The following is an 18,640-nucleotide window of genomic DNA, read 5'->3' as shown; positions in this document are numbered from 1 at the left end:
ATGCCGGGCCATACTAATTCAAGATTCTGATTCGGATTAGACAGGAGGACCTTCTCCCATGCAATCATATGTGATCCGTAATTATGAAGAGTTTGTTGCCTACTGCTCCCTGAGTACCAGCCAGATCCAGCGGAAAACGGCCGGGATTCCCGGGGAAACCTACGAGTTATTCTTTGTCGAACAGCTTATCGATAAAAACACTCTGCACCGGGATGTGCTGCATCCGCTTCTTGAGATTGGCGGCGGTATGAGCTCCCAGCAGTTGATGACTTATCTGCCCGTGGGAAATGCCCTCGAAAGCAAGGACTGGAATGAAATCGTCACTCTGCTCCTCAGCGGATGGATTTACGTAGGCAGCTCCGCTTCTTCCACCGGAATAGTCGTTAACGCAGAGCACATTCCCAGCCGGTCCTTAAGCGCTTCGGAGAATGAAAGTCAGATTTTCGGACCGCAGGTCGGCTTTGCCGAGTCGATCGATCAGAATATTGCCCTGATCCGGAGCTATCTGAATGATCCTCATTTCAGGACCGAATCTTTTACGATCGGAAGTAAAACCAAATCCAGAATTATGATGTGCTATGTCGAGAATACGAACAATGAAAACGCACGGAAGCTGGTTCAGCAGCGGCTGGCAGACTTTAGATTGGACGGGGTTCTGGATTCCGCTATTCTATCCCAATTTATCGAGGATACCAAGGGAAGTATTTTCCCTCTCTATTTCTTAACCGAACGTCCGGATCGTGCGGCAGCTTCTTTACTGGAAGGCAAAATTGTCATTCTGGTAGGCGGCAGTTCAAGAGTTATTGTCGGTCCTACCACATTTCTGGATTGTTTTAAAAGCGAAGAAGACAGGTACCTGCGCTGGCAAATATCCGCTTTCGTCTTTGCTCTCCGGATGATAGCAGTCTTCTTCTCTTTACTGCTGACTCCATTCTACGTGGCGGCTTTAACTTATCACTATGAGATGATTCCTTCGGCTCTTCTCGATTCACTGGCAAGCTCCAGAGCCAAAGTCCCTTTCCCTCCTCTATTCGAGGCCCTTCTGCTGGAAATTATCATCGAATTGCTGCGGGAGGCCGGAGCAAGACTTCCTACCAAGGTCGGACAAACCATGGGAATCGTGGGGGGTATCGTTGTCGGACAAGCTGCCGTTCAAGCGGGATTTACGAGTAATCTCCTGATTATGATTGTAGCTTTGGGCGCGCTGGCTTCCTATACATCTCCCGGTTTTATGATGGGATCTGCCATCCGGATTCTCCGTTTTCCCATGATTTTCATAGCGGGGTGCTGGGGCGGAATAGGGATCGTCATCGGTCTTTCTTTCCTGATGATCCATCTGCTGAGATTGACCTCACTGGGAGCCTCTTATCTCAAGCCCATCTACCCGCTGAATATTCCTCAGGTTGTAGCGCTTTTTATCCGCCCGCCGCTGCCTGATTTTATGAACAAAATCGTGTCAATCTTGTCGGGTACCTCTGCGAAAAAGGCCAGTGCTGCTTCCGATTCCACCCAAAAAGCAGACATTTTCGAACAATTTCAAGAAGAAAAATAGGTGTCTACAGATGCAGAATTCCACAGTAACCCGTATGTTTTCCTTTCGAGCCTACTTACTGTTCTTCATTGTATCCGCTGCGCAGATCGGTGTCGGCGGAGCCAGTTTTCAGCGTAATCTGTACAAAATCCTCGAGCAAGACTCCTGGATAGCGGTTCTTATAGCCGGCCTGGCTGCCCATATCGTAGTAGCGGCCATTCTTTCGTTCCTCGGGAAAAACCCTGGCTCAGATCTATATGACCTTCATCAAGACACTTTCGGCAAATTTGCCGGTGCTCTCTGCTCCACTGTCTATATGATTTATTTAATGACGATTGCATTGACCATTCTGCGTAATTATATCGAGATTATCCAAACCTGGATGTTCCCGGATATCCCGACCTGGTTCCTTAGTCTCTTCGTATTGGCTCTGATGCTGTACGGTATTCTGGGAGGCCTCCGGGTCATTATTGGCGTCGCTTTGATAAGTGTGATTGTCATTACAAGTGAAATCGCGCTGTTCTACTATCCGATTCAATATGCCAATTGGGGGTACTTGCTTCCCGTTATGGAACACCCGTTATCCGATATGTTAAAAGGGGCCTTCTCGATGTCCTTTACCATCGTCGGCTTTGAACTCCTTATGTTCGTCTATCCTTTTGTCAGCAATAAAGCAAAAGCGGCCAAGTACTCCCACTTGGCAATCGCCTTCACGACGCTGACTTATTTGATCTTCACCGTTACGACTCTCGTTTATTTCAGCGGGGAACAATTGATGCATACCATCTGGCCAACCTTGACACTTCTCAAAATCGTTGAATTCCCCCTTTTCGAGCGGGTGGAATATATTACGGTTTCGCTGTACCTCATCGGTATTTTGCCTAACACGATGCTCTACGTCTGGTCTGCAGGCCGCGGACTCAGCAAGATTATCCGGATCAAGGAAAGACAAGCACCCGTGTGGATTGCAGCCGCTCTGTTTATCAGCAGCGTATGGTTCACCAGCCACCTGGAAATTGAACGGCTAAATAACTTTTCAGGCCGTTTCAGCGTGTTGATGGCATTCTTGTACCCTTTGTTCATCTGCTTGGTTGTAACCGTAAAAAGGGCGTTTACGGGCCCGAGAAAACGGAGGTTAACATGAGACGATTGCGAGGGATATGGACGCTGGCTGCAGCGGGATTATTGCTGAGCGGCTGTGTAACCCCCAGCGTTTTTGAGAGTCTGGGACTTATTGTTGCACTCGGGTACGATCAGGGAGAAGAGGGAACGATTGAAGGCACCTCGGTCATATACAAGCTCGATAAAGATGTTCCCAGTAAAGCTACCGTTCTCTCTAACAACGCCTACACCAGCAAGAAACTAAGAGAAGACCAGAACCGTAAAGCTTCCAAGAAATTAGTACTCGGACAGCTGCGCGTTGCCCTATACGAAGATGCCGTTGCCGAAAACGGGATTATCAACCTGGTGGATTCGTTATCCCGCGACCCTTCTATCGGTACCAAAATATTCCTGGGAATAAGCCGTAAAAAGACAGCAGACCTTCTTCAATATTCGTACAAAGATATCGGGAATATCGGGACCTATCTGTATGAGACCATCAAACAGAATGTCAGGGAGGGACAGGTTATCTCTTCTACGCTTCATGAGTTCCTCAGGGACTATTATTCGCCCGGTAAAGACCCGCTTTTACCTGTCGTAGTACGAGAAGGCGAGTCCATTGTCATGGATGACATTGCTGTCTTCCGGGCGGACAAATTGGCTGGAATCCTATCCAGCAGCGATTCTTCCTTCCTCAAATTGATCCGGGACCGGTTTAAGACGGGAATCTTCGAATTCGGGCTGAACAGCGAGGATCTTAGCCCCCACTATAAGAAAGCAGAGAAAACGGCTAAACAGGAAATCCATGCCGTAGTTCGGCTGCTAGAGAATAATCCTGAGATTAAACTGGTTGATCCGGATAACTTGATCTATGAAGTGAAACTCGATTTTACTTATGTACTGGAGGAGATCACAGCCGGGATTCGCTTGTCCGAACCCCAAGTTATTGACACCATCGAGAAATTAATTGTACAAAAATTTCAGAAAAAAACTGAACATGTCCTCAAGAAATTGACAGAACTTAAAGCGGATCCTATCGGATTCGGGGAAGTTTATCTTCAAACGGTCAGAGGATCTTCTTTCACCAAAGAAGAATGGCATGATCGGTTTGCCTCTGCCCAATTCAAGGTTGAAGTAAAAGCAGAGCTGCTTCGCACCGGTGTTGTAGAATAAGCAGATGACTCGCGTGCGGATGCTTCATCCCCGACCAGCAAGAACACGGGATTGACTCAAAATTCATTTTGAGAACATTCAGTCCCCGCTTTTCACGTGATATTCGGTTAAAAAAGAACCTTCAGATCCACTTTTATAGTGGTTTTGAAGGTTCTTTTGCACCTATTATAGGATTGCCTCACTCAGGTTTACCCTTTTGAGGCAGCCTCCTCTACAATCACAACCAGTGAATTCAAGGGGTCTGCTGCAGCTAATGACCGCCATGGCCTCCGCCGGATTTCGATGTGATTTCCAGCATGCTGTCAATTTCACCTTGTGCGCCGCTCGTCAGAGTGTCGCCGCTGCCTGTTAACCAGGCATGGTTAAAGGGACCTTCAACCGGCGATTTATCATACTTCGGCTGCACCGACATGACATAATCCATTACGGATTTGGGCATCTTGTCCTGATCCGTCAGCAGAAGGGGCGCATGTTTGCCCAAATGAGAGAAAGGCGCGGCAGCCAGAGCAAGCCCGGTCTGCGTTTTATTCACGAACGAAAAGTTATGTCCCGGCGTTGTAATTCCCCAGCCAAATCCCGTTGCGGGATCCTTATATTTGGCAAAGGCTATCGCATTCTCATAAGGATCCTGACCGGCAATCCGGACAACCTTGCCCTGCTCACCGAGTTTCTTCTCTACCGATGCGGATACGACCGATTCCGGTCCGAGGATATAAATATTCGCTTTGCCTCCGCGAGTCTTCAGGGCATCCATCGTTTCCTGCGGCACTTCATCCTTGCCGACGTAGAGCAGCGGCTCCGGCATGTGAGAAATCCAGTTTACGGCCGGCACCGTATATTCCGGACTCTCTTTGGACCCGATGATGACAGAGGGTGAAGTTTCTTTGGCAACCTTCGTATAATAGGCATCCACCGATTTGGCCACAGCCTCCGGAGTGCCTCCTTCTATTTTCTCCGTCTTGAGGCCCAGCTCTTTGAGCTGTTCATCGACCTTCGCCGCCACTTTGCCGACCACCATTACCTGCACGCCCCCGTTGGATTTGACACCAGTCGGCTGAAGACGCTTGAGCTCACTTAGCGTTACTTCCGGTATGCCGTCCTTATTGACGAATAGCCGGGGACCGTTGTTCGGATGGTGAATCAGATTCGCGCTCACCAGAGAAGTCTGCCAGTCCTCGAAATCCGTCAGAATGACGCCTCCCGGACGATTATCACCGCTGGTCGCCATCCATAAAGTACGGGAGACCAGTACCGCCGCTTCGTACGGATCGCCCGAATTGATCCGCGTTGTATTCTTGGACGCAATCCAAGGCGTCTTGTCGGCAGGCAAGGTCTGCTCCGTCTTAGCCGGCGACGGCTGCATGGCATGTCCATCATGTTCACCGCCCGCAGTCGCCGCCGGAGTCTGACTTCCGCTCGTACAGCCGGTCAAGGCTAATAATGCAGTTAGGGACACAAGTCCAAATTTCCAGCTCTTCTTCATGTGTTGATTCCTCCTTGAGATTGTCTGACCTCATACCGCTTACTTCCTATTAGTGAAAGGAAGCGCAGAACGGTCTACAATCTCAAGTGTACCCATAACTTTTGAAGAACCTGTGAAGACCGTGCCGGAAATGGCAAATCAGCGATTAAATAAGTTCCGCCAATAACTTGTCACGCTTATGCACCTGCTTATGCATCTGCTTCTGCTTCTTTTGCCGGAGCTCTAATGGATATGGATATTTAGGAGAAAGGGATGCGCACATAAAATACCGCTCCCTGTGAGCTTTCCGCCCAGACCTCTCCCCCATGCGCCTGTACCAGCTTCTGCACGATAGCCAGACCGAGGCCGCTGCCTCCCGACTTGCGGTTTCGTGACTTATCACCCCGATAGAAGCGCTCGAACAGGTAAGGCAGATCGGCCGGACTGATCCCGGCCCCTGTATCTCGTACCGTAAGCAGAACACTGCTCTTCTCTTCGCGGGCTTCCACAGTGACTTCACCCTGCGGGGGTGTGAATTTAAGCGCATTACTCAATAAATTCACAAGAATTTGCGTCAACCGGTCACGATCTGCGAACAGCTTTATGCCGGGTACCGCCTTCAGATTCAGGCGGACTTCTTTCTCGCAGAAAGCGGCCGACATCAAGTGAATCACTTTCTGTAAGAGCGGGTCAAGCTCTACTTCTGAGCGAACCAGCCGGAAAACAGGCGAATCCAGCTCATTGAGGGCCTCCAGCTCCACGATGAGATCCGCGAGTCTTTCGATCTCTTCGTAGCAGGAATGAATGCGCTCCGGGGTCGGCTCCCAAATGCCGTCTTCCAAAGCCCTCATATGACTTTTCAGGGTAGCTAGAGGTGTGCGCAGCTCATGGGCGATGTCCTCGGTCATCGTGACCCGGATTTTCTCCATTTTCTGCAGCTGTTCGGCCAGTTCATTGATGGAGGTACCGAGCTCGGACAATTCATCCGTCCCGTGTACGACAGTCCGGCTGTCGAGCTGGCCCTCCGTCATTTTCTCCGCTACCAGCTTCATTTCGATCAGCGGAGCCGATATTTTCCTGGCTACGTATAGACCTAAACATATGGCTAGGACGATTGCCCCGAGGCATGTCCACAACACAGACTGAAGAATCGCCTGCTCCAGATGGTTGTTTAACTGCGGCATACTGTGATCGGCTCCGGCCGCCTGTTTTTCATACATGATAATATGGTAATGCGTGGTAATGGAGATGGAGATGGCCGAGATGAACAGAATGCCTGTAGCCATCGCTATAATAATGCCCGCCAGCCGGATATATAATTTGTTCTTCATGTTCCTTCACCCGAGAATCGATACCCCGAGCCGTATACGGTCACGATATAGGACGGCCGTTTAGGGTCGCGCTCGATTTTGTGCCGGATATTCTTCACATGCTGGTCGATGGTCCGGATATCCCCGCTGAATTCGTAGCCAAGCACTTTGTCTGCCAGCTCATCCCGTGTAAAGTGCCGCTTCGGATATTTGGCCAGCGCTATCAGCAGCTTATACTCGCTCGGTGTCAGACTGACAGGTTCACCGCCGCAGTATACTTTCTGCTGAAGCGAATCAATCTCCAGATGCCCGTTATCGTAGGACACCCTGTCCGCCAGCAGGTGCCCATCGTCCGTCCGCCTCAGGATGGCGCGAACCCTTGCGACAAGTTCCCGGGGATCGAACGGCTTCGTGACATAGTCGTCCGCCCCGAGAGACAATCCCTGAATCCGGTTCGCATTGGATACTTTAGCCGTCAGCATCAGAATCGGAACCGAATCCATCTGCCGGACGGCTCTGCACACCTGCTCCCCGTCCATATCCGGCAGCATAAGATCCAGAATCAGAAGGTGTACCCCTTCTTTTCTCACAAGCTCCAGCGCCTGCGCTCCTGTGCCCGCTTCCAGCGTCAGAAAGCCGTCATTTTTCAAATAGGAGACCACAACGTCCCGGATCTTCTCCTCATCATCGACCACTAGTACCGTTCGCAAGCCGTCCCCTCCCTTCTATCTTTCCAATCAGAATAACAAATACCTGTGTAGAAGTTATATAGATTGTAGTATGTGCAGACACAAAAGAAAAGCCGCAGGGCCGCGGCTTTCCGATTCTTCTTACTTATGATTGTTGAGACGGCTTGCATAGTCCCTGGCAGCCTCATTGACGGATTTAAGTTCTCCGCCTCGAATATAAGAATCCATATTCTTGCTATCCCATTTAATGAGGATCGAATTCTCCGATGCGATCAGGAGCTGATCCGTGTCACCGAAGTAGTAGAACGTATTAGCCTTATCCTGGAAAATCGCCGATCCGCCAAGCTCTTTCTTCGCCTCATGAAGATCCGCAGAGGGATCTCTATACGTAATCTCTGCGATTTTACCGTCCATATAGGTCAGCACATAGTTTTTATACTTCTCAAACGGCGCACCGTCTGCTTGATCTTTGCCTGTTTCCAAAGGCCCGCCCAGGATAGCTTGCGCCTGCTCGGCGGTCTGCCCCAGCATCAAACCGTGCGTACTGAACATTCCGCTGGCCGCTTTTACATCCGGATGATCATATCGTTTGCCGTACAATCCATTCTTCTCAAAAAGACGATCCACAATGACCGCCGCCTCGGCACGTGTCAAGTTTTCCTTCAATGCCAGATCTCCGTCTGATCTTCCTTCCAGAATCCCCTGTTTTTGCATTGCTGAAGAAGCTGCTGCCTCATCTACTGGCTTGAAGCGCAGTGAAGGGTCCAGAACGCGGCTTACAATCCGGGCGATTTCCAGCCGGGATATCGGCTTGTTCACATTTTCTTTCCTGTAAGACGCATCGACAAAACCTTTGGTTTTCTGAGCTTCATCTACATAAGACTGCCACCAGTTATTGCCTTGACCGGCAGCCGCAGCAAATGAAGGATTATCTGTCATGACGATCATTTTCATAAACTGACCCCAGGTCACTTCACTTTGAGGAGCATAATTCTCGTCCGTCATTCCGTCAATCACGTTCATCTGATGTGCGTTTATAATACTGCTCTGCGCCCAAGGCACACTATCGATATCTTTAAACAGCCAATGGGCCTGAGTAACCGAATTTACTGAAATGAGCAGCATTCCGCTTACAGCTGCAACCGTTGTCCATTTTTTTAATTGTCTCATCACAATCCCGCTTTCATTTTTTAGTTGGTTTCAAGCTGTCCGGGAACTGATCTTGCACGCGTTTGTCCAGACTTCCCCAGAACTCCGCAATGCCGGCCTTGGGATCTCCAAAGATACTTTCGCCCTCCTTGCCGGGGTTATAAATCACATCGTTATTATCCTGCAAGACTCTCAAATATGCTCCGACTATCACAGCTGTCTTGGAATCCGAATGTTCCCGAACCAGACGCTCATAGCTCTGCTTGACTTCGGGAAGCAGCTTCATTGAGTTCTCATCGACTGCTTCGTACCGGTATCCATGAATATATTCGCCTAGATACATCTTATACAATTGAAGAATATCCGTCTTTTTGAGACCGTCGGGATGGCTGGTCAAATAATGTTCAGCAAGCAGTATTCTGCTGCCTAATTCATCTCTGGTGATAGTGATACTCCCATCGGAAGTGGCCTGCACGTCAGACTCTGCGGCCCGTATCGTTAAATATTGTTGAAGGTCATCCGACAGGTAGGCGGAATAAGCTTTATTCAAAGCCGCATAATCGACCTTCCAGTAATAATCCCCTTGCCGGTCGCTCAGCGCCAGTTTGCCGGCCGCCTGATTCTTCAGCCACTGCTTCAACGATTCATCGCCTTGGATTTTATTGAAATCTGCCGGATATCCCATTCGGGACAGTTTGTCCGCGGCTCCGGGTTGGGTTGTGATCTCTGCCAAGTTCGCGTTTAATCCGGGCAGATGCTTGTCATAATACTGTTCCAGTTCCAGGAACATCCTGTCCGCTGTCGCCTTATCCGCCTTGGATACATTCGCGTCCAGGAAAGAGGTGACTTCCCTTGCTTCTTTTGCTTGTGCGGTAATCAGAATAAAGTGATTGTACAAGCTTTCATTCGGGCTGACGGCGGAATCAGCCGGAGTAGACGGAGCACCCCCTGTCTTGACGGGCTCTTTGACGGTCAGATCGGTGTTCTTCTCTCCGCAGCCGGCTGCTATCAAAGCAGCCGCCACTAGGGACAGGACAGCCCTTGTACTTCTACCATTGTGTTTCAACTTCATCTCACTCCGTTGCCTAGTATTCTTGCGCTTTTATTTCAACCGGTACAGGGTTGTGGATAAGGTATCGGTCAGCTCCCCCGGCTGCATTTCACTCACCATAAAAGAGCTGCCGGATGGATTCCATTCGATAGAGCTTTTTAAATTTTGTTGGTAAGAGACCGATGTCATATGACCCGTTGAAGCGTTCATCACATAAAGTCCGGTCATTCCCTGATCAAGAGAAAAGGCGCTGAAAGCCAGCTTATCACCGGCAGGAGACCAGGAAATCTGCTGGATGAGTCTTCCTTTGGCAACTGTTTTGCGCTGAATACCACGGGAGCTTTCCGCTATCAGCATCGATTTCTGGTTAGAGCCGGTGTCTGCGACAAAGACAATTTGCTTCCCGTCGGGTGATAAGGCGAAATCCGTTACTTCATCTTCCTGCCACAGAACCGCCAAACTCTCCGTTTCCATGACAGTCAGCTGATTGCCGCTGTCCAGCGTGTACAGCCGATTACCTTTGCCTTCGACTTTAACTATGAACTGCTCTGGTCTGAACTCAGCTAGAGATACGGTCTCGATAATTCCAGCCGTATTTACGCGGTACAGCTTTGGAACTTGGGCTGACCCCGCAGCGGCGGTCAGGAACGTATCCCCGTTAATCCAGCTTCCTTCTGTCCATCTGGTATCAAACGGCAAACGTTTGCCGGCGCCGCCAGCTAAATCGACCATTTCAACCTGGAATGCCCGGTTTTGATGAATGACCGCATGTTTCCCGTCAGGTGATACGTTAACCGAGGTGCCGGCTTCCACTCCGGCATCTTTCATGCTGCCCTTGATGACATCCCGAATGAACAAATGAGGCCTCGCTTCTGTCGAGGCGCTCGTTCCGATCATCTCACGATCGGATATCCAGCCCATCGCATAGAATCCTTCTATACGCTGGATTCCCTCAAGCAGCACTTCTCCAGTCTGATTGGCAGCGGGCGGCTCCAGGATGGTTAGGGATGGACTGTCATTTCCTTCACAGGCTGCCGCAACTGTCAGAAGAATCATCCAAACTGCCCATCTGCCGATTCTTCTTCCCACCGCTTTATTTACGAGCTTCAGAGTGAATGCCCTCCCTTCAAGCTCTAACCCGATTATAGAGCGTAATCATTTCAGCCTCATTTCAACTTATTTCGAACTTGTAAACATTTCACTTTTTATTAATTGCGAAAGAAACGACAAAACGAGTGCCGCCCTCTTCAGGATGCTCCACCCGGATGTTTCCGCTGTGCCTATCCACCCATTGCTTGACCAGAGACAGCCCCAGGCCGCTTCCTCCTGACTTCCTTGCCCGGTCTTTGTTAACGGTATAGAAAGGTTCGAATATTTTGTCGCCAAGCTCTTCGGGTATACCTACCCCGGTATCGGTAATTTCAACTGCGAGCCGGTTATCCATCATCCGGTTCTTCACGGTAACAGAGCCGTTCTCCCTGTTATATTTGATCGCATTATCCAGTAAATTAACGAAAATTTGCATCAGGCTTTCACGGTCTGCCCATATTTCAGCCGTTTCCAGTTCCCTGTAAATGGTAACTCCGAACACATCCGCTTTCCCTTTCATCCGTGCGCACAAATCTTCGAGGAAGGACGCCATTTCTACCTTTTCCAGCTGCTGTTCGAATTCATACTTGTTCATGGCTGCCAATTTCAGCACTTTCTCCACTAAATCGTACAAACGTGCCGCTTCTTTATCGATGACCTCTCTGGCTTCTTTGATCAGAGCAGGGTCATCTCCATACATATGCAGTAAATCGGTATAAGCTCTGATTGAGGTCAGGGGTGTTTTGAGTTCATGAGAAATGTTATTGATAAAATGCTGCTGGGTATTCATGCTCGCCTGTATAGCCTGGCTCATGTCATAAATACCTCCGCTCAGCTCCCCCAGCTCATCCTTGCGTTCAAACGGAGGCTCTGTAATAAAAGTTCCCTTGCGGATACTGTCGGCCGCATCTTTCAGGCGGGAGATCGCTTTGGCTTGCCGGTTCATATAGAAGAGGCCCAGTCCAAAACTGATTAAGAGAACCATCGTTCCCGTTACCACAAACCGTTCCTGTAAATTTTTATAAAATGCCTGTTGACTGCCGAGTAAAGCCTGAAAATGAATAACCCCAAGCTGGCCGTCCGGTCCTTGTACCGGGGCCAGATAATCCTGCGTATCGCCTGCAACCAGATAGGCGATTTTGTTCTGCAGGGCGTAGTTAAGCGCTTCCCCTGTATCCGGGACCTCTTCCATCGGAAGAGAATCGCCGGCTTTGGCACCGCTGATATCGTACAAAAGGACCCTCATCCCGCTGGTCGAACCGATTTGTACGGCAAGGTTCTGCCCCTGCAGCTGCATGAAAGTTTGCGGATCGAACCGGGTTCCGGACACATACTGCTGCCGGATCCGGTTGCCCGCAATATCCGCCTGCTGCTGCAGCGAAACCTCCAGCTGCTCCCTTTGATAGTCGGCCACTCCACTAAGAACGAGCGTGCTTAGAATACCGACAGCGAATAGCAGCAGAGCCGCGATAAACAGCGCGAATTTCCATTTCAGATTCAATTTCATGGTATTTCCCCTATCGCCTTGTAGCCCACCCCGTAAACGGTTTGAAGAAGATGCTGATAAGGCCCGCCCAGCTTGGTGCGCAGCCTCTGGACATGAATATCTACCGTCCGTGTACCCCCTTCATACTCCATGCCCCAGACGAGGTCCAGCAGTTCCTCGCGGGTGTAGACTCTTTTGAGATGAGAGATAAATAATGCCAGCAGGTCAAACTCCTTCGGGGTCAGCGCAAGCGCCTCTCCCTTCAAATAAGCGCTTCGCTGCTCGGGATAGATGACGAGCTCTGCCACTTTAAAAGAGACCGGGTCCGGGTCCGGCTCCGATTCTGCCTTTTGCAGACGCCTCGCCAATGCCTTCACCCTGGCGATCAGTTCCCTTAAATCAAACGGCTTCGTCATATAATCATCTGCCCCGAGTTCAAGGCCTACTATTTTATCTACCATATCATTTTTGACCGTGAGCAGAAGAATTCCCAGGTTTTTGCGATTTTCCAGTTTGCGGCATACATCAAAGCCGTTCATTCTCGGCATCATCACATCTAACACGAGGACTTGAGGCTGGAAGCTGTCCACCTTGCGCAGAGCTTCTTCACCGTCCGCAGCCGTTTCAACCGTATACCCTTCTCTTTTAAGTCCATAGGCAATCGCATTCGCTATCGTCTGCTCATCATCTGCTACCAGCACTTTTACCGTCATGTCTTCCCCTCCGCTTGTTCCTCTATCCTGTCTGTTACTCTATCTTCATTTATTTCACCTTCATTATACTCGATGGATCAGTCGTGCCGGGCACACCCGCTCTTAACAAAAAAAACCACATTTCGTGGTTTTTCGTAAAGCCCGTTATTCTCTTATCCCCAAAAATAACCGACATAAACCATCAGCAGCAGGCCTAATATAAACGAATACGTGGAAACCCGTTCATAACCGTGGCCGTGACTTTCGGGAATCAGTTCCTTATAGGCGATAAACAGCATCGCACCTGCAGCAAAAGCAAGTCCGTAGCCAACCAGCCAATCGATATAGCTCGCCGTAAAATAACCAATGACTGCTGAAACCATTTCCATAAAACCGGTCAGCGTCACAATCAGGAACGACTTGATCCGGCTTACGTTCGAATTCAAGAGGAACACACCGAGAATCAGTCCTTCCGGCATGTTCTGGGCACCGATCGAAATAGCGACCATCGTCCCGAGGCCCTCGCTCTGGCTGGCATAGCTGAAACCCGTACTCAGCCCTTCGGGGATATTATGAATGAACAAAGCAATAATGACGAGAAGCGTCTGGGCATCAAAAGATTTAATACCCGAATCGTTCTCCACGTCGATATGCGGGATATTCTTCTCGATCCGGTCGAGTACAAAAATACCGATTAAAAGTCCGATGGTCATCTGAATCAGGCTTGATTCTTCAATTGATTGCGGCATCAGTCCGAAGGTAGAAGCAGAAACCATGATGCCGGCGGTAAATGCAACCAGAATATCTTTCCACTTCTCAGATAATGTCTTGACGAACAGCAAAGGCACAGCGCCGAGTACTGTCGCCATCGCGGATATAAAACTGCCGATTAATGCTGTCTCCATAGATGAACTCCTTGCTATCCAGTGTCTTTTTCTATAAGTACGTAAGCTCATCAGGCCCGCTTCGCAAGTCTGGCTTCCTATGTATCTTATGAAAAACTATCCTATATGCGCTTATAAATCAAGTCCTTTCTACCTCTTATTACCCGCTGCAAAATGATAAAAATCAGGTTTTTCACCTTCAAGTCCTTATTTTCCCTTCACTTGCAATAACTATGCATAAGAGCCTGTCAAGTTGACAGTATCGCTGCCAATCTCCTATGCTTTTATCAACAGGTTACAGATCTTTCTGTAATCATGAAATGTGCAAGAGAAGTTGGAGGGAACCGATATGTCCACAAGCATGACCTTAGCAGAAGCAATACGCGCACGCAGATCAATCGGTAAAGTGCAGGATACTCCGGTTGACAAAAATATCATCGAGACTATTCTGGAAGCGGGTAACTGGGCTCCGAGCCACCACTGCACCGAACCGTGGAGATTCTTTGTCATGACCGGACACGGCCGCAAGGTTCTGGCCGAAGCCTACGCCGATATCGCATGCGAGGGGTCGGATGCAGCCGGCGACGAGCTGGAGGCGCTGCGCGCTAAACAGGGGCTCAAAGCCTACCGCGCCCCACTGATCATTGCCGTTGCGGTTACGCCTTCTGAAGCGGCCAACGTGAACCGCAGAGAAGAACTTGCGGCTGCGCATGCGGCTATCCAGAATATGCTGCTTGCCGCGCATGCGTCAGGGCTTGCATCCATTTGGCGCTCCGGCGACCCGATGTATCATCCCCGCATGAAGTCCGCCTTCGGCCTCGGGGACGAATCCGAAATGGTCGCACTGATCTACCTGGGCTATCCGGTGAATCCTGTCCATCCCGGCAAGAGGGGCTCCTTCGAGGATAAAACCGTCTGGATATCCGAGTTTTCGGCAGCTCAAGCCTAGACTAGACTTCCTGTAACTTCCGGTGCGCCGGACCCGTTAATAACCTTACACCAAAATCCCCACAGCTGGCGTGGTATATATCCACTTCCGCTCTGGGGATTTTTTGCTTTTGCAGCATACTCAGTGCTGCCTGTACATCCACGGCTTAGGCTATTTCAATTCGGCTGACGTGATTTATCGCTGTTGGGCCCTATCCAGCCGGTCACAATAAATATGCATGGCTTCCTTCAGAAAAGCAGCCAGACCGGGTTGATACTGGTCGATGTTAGCCGTAAACCGTTCATCATCGACGTACAGATCACCGAGCCCGCGGAAGATCTCGGGCGTACAATCATAGAAGTGGTCCGTGATCCACTGCCTCAGTTCTCCCACCGCCTCCTGTACATGAGGGTCATCGACGCCTTCACTCATCTTGGCTATCACCTTAGCGTAGATCTGCCGGGACTCCGACATGATTCCGGCCCAGTTGTCTGGGGTATAAGCGCCCGTACGCTCCTCTACCGCATCGATCGTTTCATTTCCATATGTCCGGCGTGACTCTGCCTCATATTTTTTCTTATGCTCCTCAATTGAACGCAGGTCAAACCCTTCGAACATTTCTTTTCCGCTCATCACAGTTCCTCCTTCAATGGAAGTAATGGTTCTATCCACGGTGCGGATGATATCTTGAAGCCGCTTCATTTTCTCCAGCAGCAGCTCTTTATGTCCGATTAGTGCCCGCTTGCGGTCAAAGTCCGGACTGTTCAGCAGCGTTTTAATCTCTTGCAGCGAAAATCCGATCTCCCGGAAAAATAAAATTTGCTGCAGCCGTTGGAGTCCTTGATCCGTGTACAGCCGGTAACCGGCCGCATTGATGTAATCGGGATAGAGCAGCCCGATTTCATCGTAATGATGAAGCGTACGCACACTGACCCCAACCAAATCGGCCACTTCCTTCACTTTATAGGGCACTCTCTTCACCTCCTGAAATTCATCCTACACCATCACGTTACGTGAGGGTCAACACTTCGTTCATTTTCTTATCTTTCATCCTTGTCTTTTTGTATGCCATCCTTAACTTCTTGAATTCCATCCCCGGTTTCCTGCAAGTGCACCTTGATTACTTTCTCCTAAGCCCCCCTTACCCTTAAGCGACCCTTGAGGGATCGCAAAAAAACCGTAAACCTTTACGGTCTACGGCTTCAGTTGAGTTATCCTTACTCCTTAAGGCTTTAACACAACTTTAATGCAATCCTCCATTTTATCAATGAATACCTTGTATCCGTGCTCCGCTTCAGATAAAGGCAGTCTGTGCGTGATGATATCCGTCGGATCCAGCTCGCCCGTACGGATTTGGCGGAACAGCTCCGGCATATAATGAATGACGGGAGCTTGTCCCATCTTCAGCGTGATGTTGCGGGAAAACAAATCGCCGAGCGGGAACATGTTGTAATTCATCCCGTATACGCCGATCAGCTGAATCGTACCGCCTTTACGGATCACATTCGTAGCTGTCTGAACAGGGCCCAGCGTACCGCCTTGAAGCTTGAGCGCTGTTTCAACTTTCTCTACAACCGACTTCTCCCCGTCCATTCCTACGCAGTCAATCACCACATCGGCGCCGCCGTTCGTTTCATTAAATAAAAATCCTTCAATATCATCTTTATCTTTGAAATTATAAGTTTCAACCTTATTCACGCGGCGGGCATGATTAAGCCGGTAATCGACATGATCGACAGCAATGACCCGCTTAGCGCCTTTCTGCCAGGCAAATTTCTGTGCGAGCAGACCGACCGGGCCGCTGCCCAGAATAATGACGGTATCCCCTTTTTTGACTCCCGCATTATCTACAGCCCAGTAAGCCGTAGGCAGAATGTCCGACAGGAACAACACCTGCTCATCTTCCAGCTCCGCTTCCTTCGGTATCACAAAGGGCATGAAATTGCCGTATGGAACTCTCAGCAGTTCAGCCTGCCCGCCAGGATAACCACCGTAAGATTCCGAATAGCCGAGGTAGCCGCCTGTATCTTTCTTTGGATTATCGTTCGAATTATCGCACTGGCTCTCCAGCTGATTTTGACAGAAAAAACATTCTCCGCAGGAAACATTGAACGGAATAACGACACGGTCGCCTTTCTTGACGCGCGTGACATCGGGTCCAACCTCTTCTACGATTCCCATCGGCTCATGGCCGATCACATAATCATCCGGCATACCCGGAACCATTCCGTTGACGAGATGAATATCGGAGCCGCATATGGCAGTTGTCGTAATTCGCACCAGGATGTCGTCTTTTTTCTCCAGTGACGGATCTTTTACCTCTTTGACTTTGACTTTCTGCTTGCCTTGAAATGTAACAGCTTTCATGTTGTCGCTCCTTTCAAGATGAGAATCGCTCTACTTATTTTTTTACACCCCGACAATAAAATATAAACGCAGGAAACGGCCGGACTAGGCATGATCTCTCAAAAGCTTCTCGACTTTAGCCCGCTTATGCTTCTCTTGTTCCTTCCTTTGCTGGTCCTCCGCCCTAAGCGCTATGTAAAGTGACACGCACATCAGACACAGGATAACGGCAAAAGGAAGTGCCGCTATAATGGAAGCGGTCTGAAGGGCACCTAATCCACCGCTGATCAGAAGAACCATCGCTATCGCGGATTGAAGTACTCCCCATGTAATTTTGACACGGTTGGATGGATTCAGTTTGCCGTCACTGGTGAGCATGCCAAGCACAAAGGTAGCCGAATCTGCTGATGTAATAAAGAAGATTGTGATGAGCACAATGGCAACGCCTGTCAGGAACGTTCCCCAGGGAAGCTGCTCCAGTGTCATAAACAGTGCCGCTGTCGTATCTTTCTGAACCGCTTCCGCCAATGGGACCCCGTCAAATATTTGCATCTTAAGCCCTGTTCCTCCGAACACGGCAAACCAGATACAGCCGAACATACTGGGTACCAGAAGAGCGCCAAGGACAAATTCGCGGATTGTTCTTCCTTTGGAGATCCGGGCAATAAAAGTGCCCACGAAAGGCGCCCACGCAATCCACCAGGCCCAGTAGAACAACGTCCATGTCCCGACCCAGCTCCCCCCCGAGAAGGGTGTCAAACGAAGACTCATCTGAATCAAATTCTGCACATACCCGCCGAACGATTCCGTTAGAGTTTCCATAATAAAGGCAGTCGGCCCCATCACGAATACGAACAGCATCAGGACAACGGCGATAATCAAATTTGTATTGCTCAGCAGTTTGATTCCTTTGTCCAATCCGGAAGTAGCCGATATAAGGAAGAGAACCGTCACCACCAGAATAATACCGATCTGAGTACCGAGTGAATTCGGCCAGCCCAGAAGATGATTAAATCCACCCGCAATTTGCAGGGTACCTAGTCCTAATGAGGTCGCGACGCCGAAAACTGTGGCGATTACAGCCAGGGTATCAATCAGTTTGCCAATGGGACCATTTACTTTGTCCTTAAGGAGGGGCTCAAAAGTGGCGCTGATTAGCCCCTTTTTTCCTTTACGGAATTGAAAATACGCAAGGCATAACGAAATGACCGTATACACGGCCCACGGATGAAGCCCCCAATGGAAGAAAGAGTACCTCATCGCCAGCCGTGCGGCTTCGGAAGTGCCGGGCTCCGCTCCTTCAGGCGGGAGTAAATAATGAGAAAGCGGTTCGGCGGCTCCCCAGAACACAAGCCCGATTCCCATTCCTGCACTGAACAGCATGGCGAACCAGCTGACTAGTGTATAGACAGGCCGCTCATCATTCTGGCTCAGCCGGATTCTCCCGTATTTGCTGAAAGCCAGATAAAAGGAGAAGAGCAGGAACAAGAATGTCGCCAGCAGATAAAACCATCCGAAATTGGAAATCGAATAGCTGTAAACCGCATCGGTCACTGAAGCAAATTGCACTGGCGCCAAAGCTCCCCACAGCACGAAAATCAATATAATTACGATCGAAATACCAAAAACCATCCCACTTCCTCCTTTACCGCAACTCAAGCAAACAAAAAAGGAGCCTCTTCTTCCGCTTCTCCATACTAAGTATTTGGTTTGTTTTCGTTAATTATCCATTCCATCGTTTAGTGATTT

General features: G+C 49.6%; 16 protein-coding genes. 4 read left to right on the top strand and 12 right to left on the bottom strand.

The features are described 5' to 3' along the window. Positions 1 to 58 precede the first annotated feature (58 nt). Genes EDM21_RS16590 through EDM21_RS16580 form a run of 3 tightly spaced genes read left to right on the top strand, consistent with a single transcriptional unit; the run spans position 59 to position 3,805 of the window. Positions 59 to 1,552, top strand: a complete 1,494-nt coding sequence (locus EDM21_RS16590) for a spore germination protein (protein WP_157337238.1) — start codon at positions 59 to 61, stop codon at positions 1,550 to 1,552. 10 nt (positions 1,553 to 1,562) lie between these two features. After that, the gene (locus EDM21_RS16585) at positions 1,563 to 2,675 is read left to right on the top strand and encodes a GerAB/ArcD/ProY family transporter (RefSeq protein ID WP_157337236.1); all 1,113 of its coding nucleotides are present in this window, start codon (positions 1,563 to 1,565) and stop codon (positions 2,673 to 2,675) included. After that, positions 2,672 to 3,805: a Ger(x)C family spore germination protein gene (locus tag EDM21_RS16580; RefSeq protein WP_157337234.1), complete on the top strand. Its 1,134-nt coding sequence runs from the start codon at positions 2,672 to 2,674 to the stop codon at positions 3,803 to 3,805. The genes EDM21_RS16585 and EDM21_RS16580 overlap by 4 nt, the downstream gene beginning before the upstream one ends. A gap of 250 nt (positions 3,806 to 4,055) precedes the next feature. On the opposite strand, the gene EDM21_RS16575 is transcribed toward EDM21_RS16580, so the two are convergent. From EDM21_RS16575 to EDM21_RS16535, 9 genes are all read right to left on the bottom strand, one after another. Beyond that, positions 4,056 to 5,288, bottom strand: coding sequence for a cell wall-binding repeat-containing protein (locus EDM21_RS16575; protein WP_157337232.1), 1,233 nt, complete (start codon positions 5,286 to 5,288; stop codon positions 4,056 to 4,058). A 239-nt stretch (positions 5,289 to 5,527) separates the two neighbouring features. Then, positions 5,528 to 6,598, bottom strand: coding sequence for a sensor histidine kinase (locus tag EDM21_RS16570; protein WP_157337230.1), 1,071 nt, complete (start codon positions 6,596 to 6,598; stop codon positions 5,528 to 5,530). Beyond that, complete coding sequence (locus tag EDM21_RS16565; RefSeq protein ID WP_157337229.1) at positions 6,595 to 7,287, bottom strand: response regulator transcription factor; 693 nt, start codon at positions 7,285 to 7,287, stop codon at positions 6,595 to 6,597. The genes EDM21_RS16570 and EDM21_RS16565 overlap by 4 nt, the downstream gene beginning before the upstream one ends. A 120-nt stretch (positions 7,288 to 7,407) precedes the next feature. Beyond that, positions 7,408 to 8,436 carry an S-layer homology domain-containing protein gene (locus EDM21_RS16560; protein WP_157337227.1) on the bottom strand — a complete coding sequence of 343 codons (1,029 nt, stop codon included), beginning with the start codon at positions 8,434 to 8,436 and terminating at the stop codon, positions 7,408 to 7,410. Positions 8,437 to 8,449: 13 nt separating this feature from the next. Further along, on the bottom strand, positions 8,450 to 9,481 hold the full coding sequence (locus tag EDM21_RS16555; RefSeq protein WP_235918235.1) for a hypothetical protein: 1,032 nt from the start codon (positions 9,479 to 9,481) through the stop codon (positions 8,450 to 8,452). Positions 9,482 to 9,517: 36 nt separating this feature from the next. Then, positions 9,518 to 10,522 carry a TolB-like translocation protein gene (locus EDM21_RS16550; protein WP_157337224.1) on the bottom strand — a complete coding sequence of 335 codons (1,005 nt, stop codon included), beginning with the start codon at positions 10,520 to 10,522 and terminating at the stop codon, positions 9,518 to 9,520. A gap of 142 nt (positions 10,523 to 10,664) precedes the next feature. Further along, positions 10,665 to 12,062: a sensor histidine kinase gene (locus EDM21_RS16545; protein WP_157337222.1), complete on the bottom strand. Its 1,398-nt coding sequence runs from the start codon at positions 12,060 to 12,062 to the stop codon at positions 10,665 to 10,667. Continuing rightward, positions 12,059 to 12,754: a response regulator transcription factor gene (locus EDM21_RS16540; RefSeq protein ID WP_157337220.1), complete on the bottom strand. Its 696-nt coding sequence runs from the start codon at positions 12,752 to 12,754 to the stop codon at positions 12,059 to 12,061. The genes EDM21_RS16545 and EDM21_RS16540 overlap by 4 nt, the downstream gene beginning before the upstream one ends. Positions 12,755 to 12,906: 152 nt before the next feature. Next, positions 12,907 to 13,638, bottom strand: a complete 732-nt coding sequence (locus EDM21_RS16535; protein WP_157337218.1) for a ZIP family metal transporter — start codon at positions 13,636 to 13,638, stop codon at positions 12,907 to 12,909. A 328-nt stretch (positions 13,639 to 13,966) separates the two neighbouring features. Here EDM21_RS16535 and EDM21_RS16530 point away from each other — a divergent pair, with 328 nt between their 5' ends. Beyond that, positions 13,967 to 14,566, top strand: a complete 600-nt coding sequence (locus EDM21_RS16530; protein WP_157337216.1) for a nitroreductase family protein — start codon at positions 13,967 to 13,969, stop codon at positions 14,564 to 14,566. Positions 14,567 to 14,740: 174 nt separating this feature from the next. On the opposite strand, the gene EDM21_RS16525 is transcribed toward EDM21_RS16530, so the two are convergent. From EDM21_RS16525 to EDM21_RS16515, 3 genes are all read right to left on the bottom strand, one after another. Next, entirely contained in the window at positions 14,741 to 15,517 is a 777-nt protein-coding gene (locus EDM21_RS16525) for a TipAS antibiotic-recognition domain-containing protein (protein ID WP_166542059.1), read from the bottom strand. A gap of 252 nt (positions 15,518 to 15,769) precedes the next feature. Continuing rightward, positions 15,770 to 16,912: a zinc-dependent alcohol dehydrogenase gene (locus EDM21_RS16520; RefSeq protein ID WP_157337214.1), complete on the bottom strand. Its 1,143-nt coding sequence runs from the start codon at positions 16,910 to 16,912 to the stop codon at positions 15,770 to 15,772. Positions 16,913 to 16,996: 84 nt separating this feature from the next. Continuing rightward, complete coding sequence (locus EDM21_RS16515; protein ID WP_157337212.1) at positions 16,997 to 18,523, bottom strand: glycine betaine uptake BCCT transporter; 1,527 nt, start codon at positions 18,521 to 18,523, stop codon at positions 16,997 to 16,999. Positions 18,524 to 18,640: the final 117 nt, after the last annotated feature.

The organism is Paenibacillus lutrae, from assembly GCF_009757775.1.
Taxonomy (GTDB): Bacteria; Bacillota; Bacilli; order Paenibacillales; family NBRC-103111; genus Paenibacillus_F; species Paenibacillus_F lutrae.
Note: the sequence above shows the minus strand (reverse complement) of the source record. Positions and strands in the feature narration are given on the sequence as shown.

Coding starts and splice junctions, on each gene's coding strand:
- EDM21_RS16580 (WP_157337234.1), top strand. CDS start 2,672: ATGAGACGATTGCGAGGGATATGGACGCTGGCTGCAGCGGGATTATTG.
- EDM21_RS16585 (WP_157337236.1), top strand. CDS start 1,563: ATGCAGAATTCCACAGTAACCCGTATGTTTTCCTTTCGAGCCTACTTA.
- EDM21_RS16535 (WP_157337218.1), bottom strand. CDS start 13,638: ATGGAGACAGCATTAATCGGCAGTTTTATATCCGCGATGGCGACAGTA.
- EDM21_RS16560 (WP_157337227.1), bottom strand. CDS start 8,436: ATGAGACAATTAAAAAAATGGACAACGGTTGCAGCTGTAAGCGGAATG.
- EDM21_RS16575 (WP_157337232.1), bottom strand. CDS start 5,288: ATGAAGAAGAGCTGGAAATTTGGACTTGTGTCCCTAACTGCATTATTA.
- EDM21_RS16550 (WP_157337224.1), bottom strand. CDS start 10,522: ATGATTCTTCTGACAGTTGCGGCAGCCTGTGAAGGAAATGACAGTCCA.
- EDM21_RS16520 (WP_157337214.1), bottom strand. CDS start 16,912: ATGAAAGCTGTTACATTTCAAGGCAAGCAGAAAGTCAAAGTCAAAGAG.
- EDM21_RS16545 (WP_157337222.1), bottom strand. CDS start 12,062: ATGAAATTGAATCTGAAATGGAAATTCGCGCTGTTTATCGCGGCTCTG.
- EDM21_RS16570 (WP_157337230.1), bottom strand. CDS start 6,598: ATGAAGAACAAATTATATATCCGGCTGGCGGGCATTATTATAGCGATG.
- EDM21_RS16515 (WP_157337212.1), bottom strand. CDS start 18,523: ATGGTTTTTGGTATTTCGATCGTAATTATATTGATTTTCGTGCTGTGG.
- EDM21_RS16530 (WP_157337216.1), top strand. CDS start 13,967: ATGTCCACAAGCATGACCTTAGCAGAAGCAATACGCGCACGCAGATCA.
- EDM21_RS16590 (WP_157337238.1), top strand. CDS start 59: ATGCAATCATATGTGATCCGTAATTATGAAGAGTTTGTTGCCTACTGC.
- EDM21_RS16540 (WP_157337220.1), bottom strand. CDS start 12,754: ATGACGGTAAAAGTGCTGGTAGCAGATGATGAGCAGACGATAGCGAAT.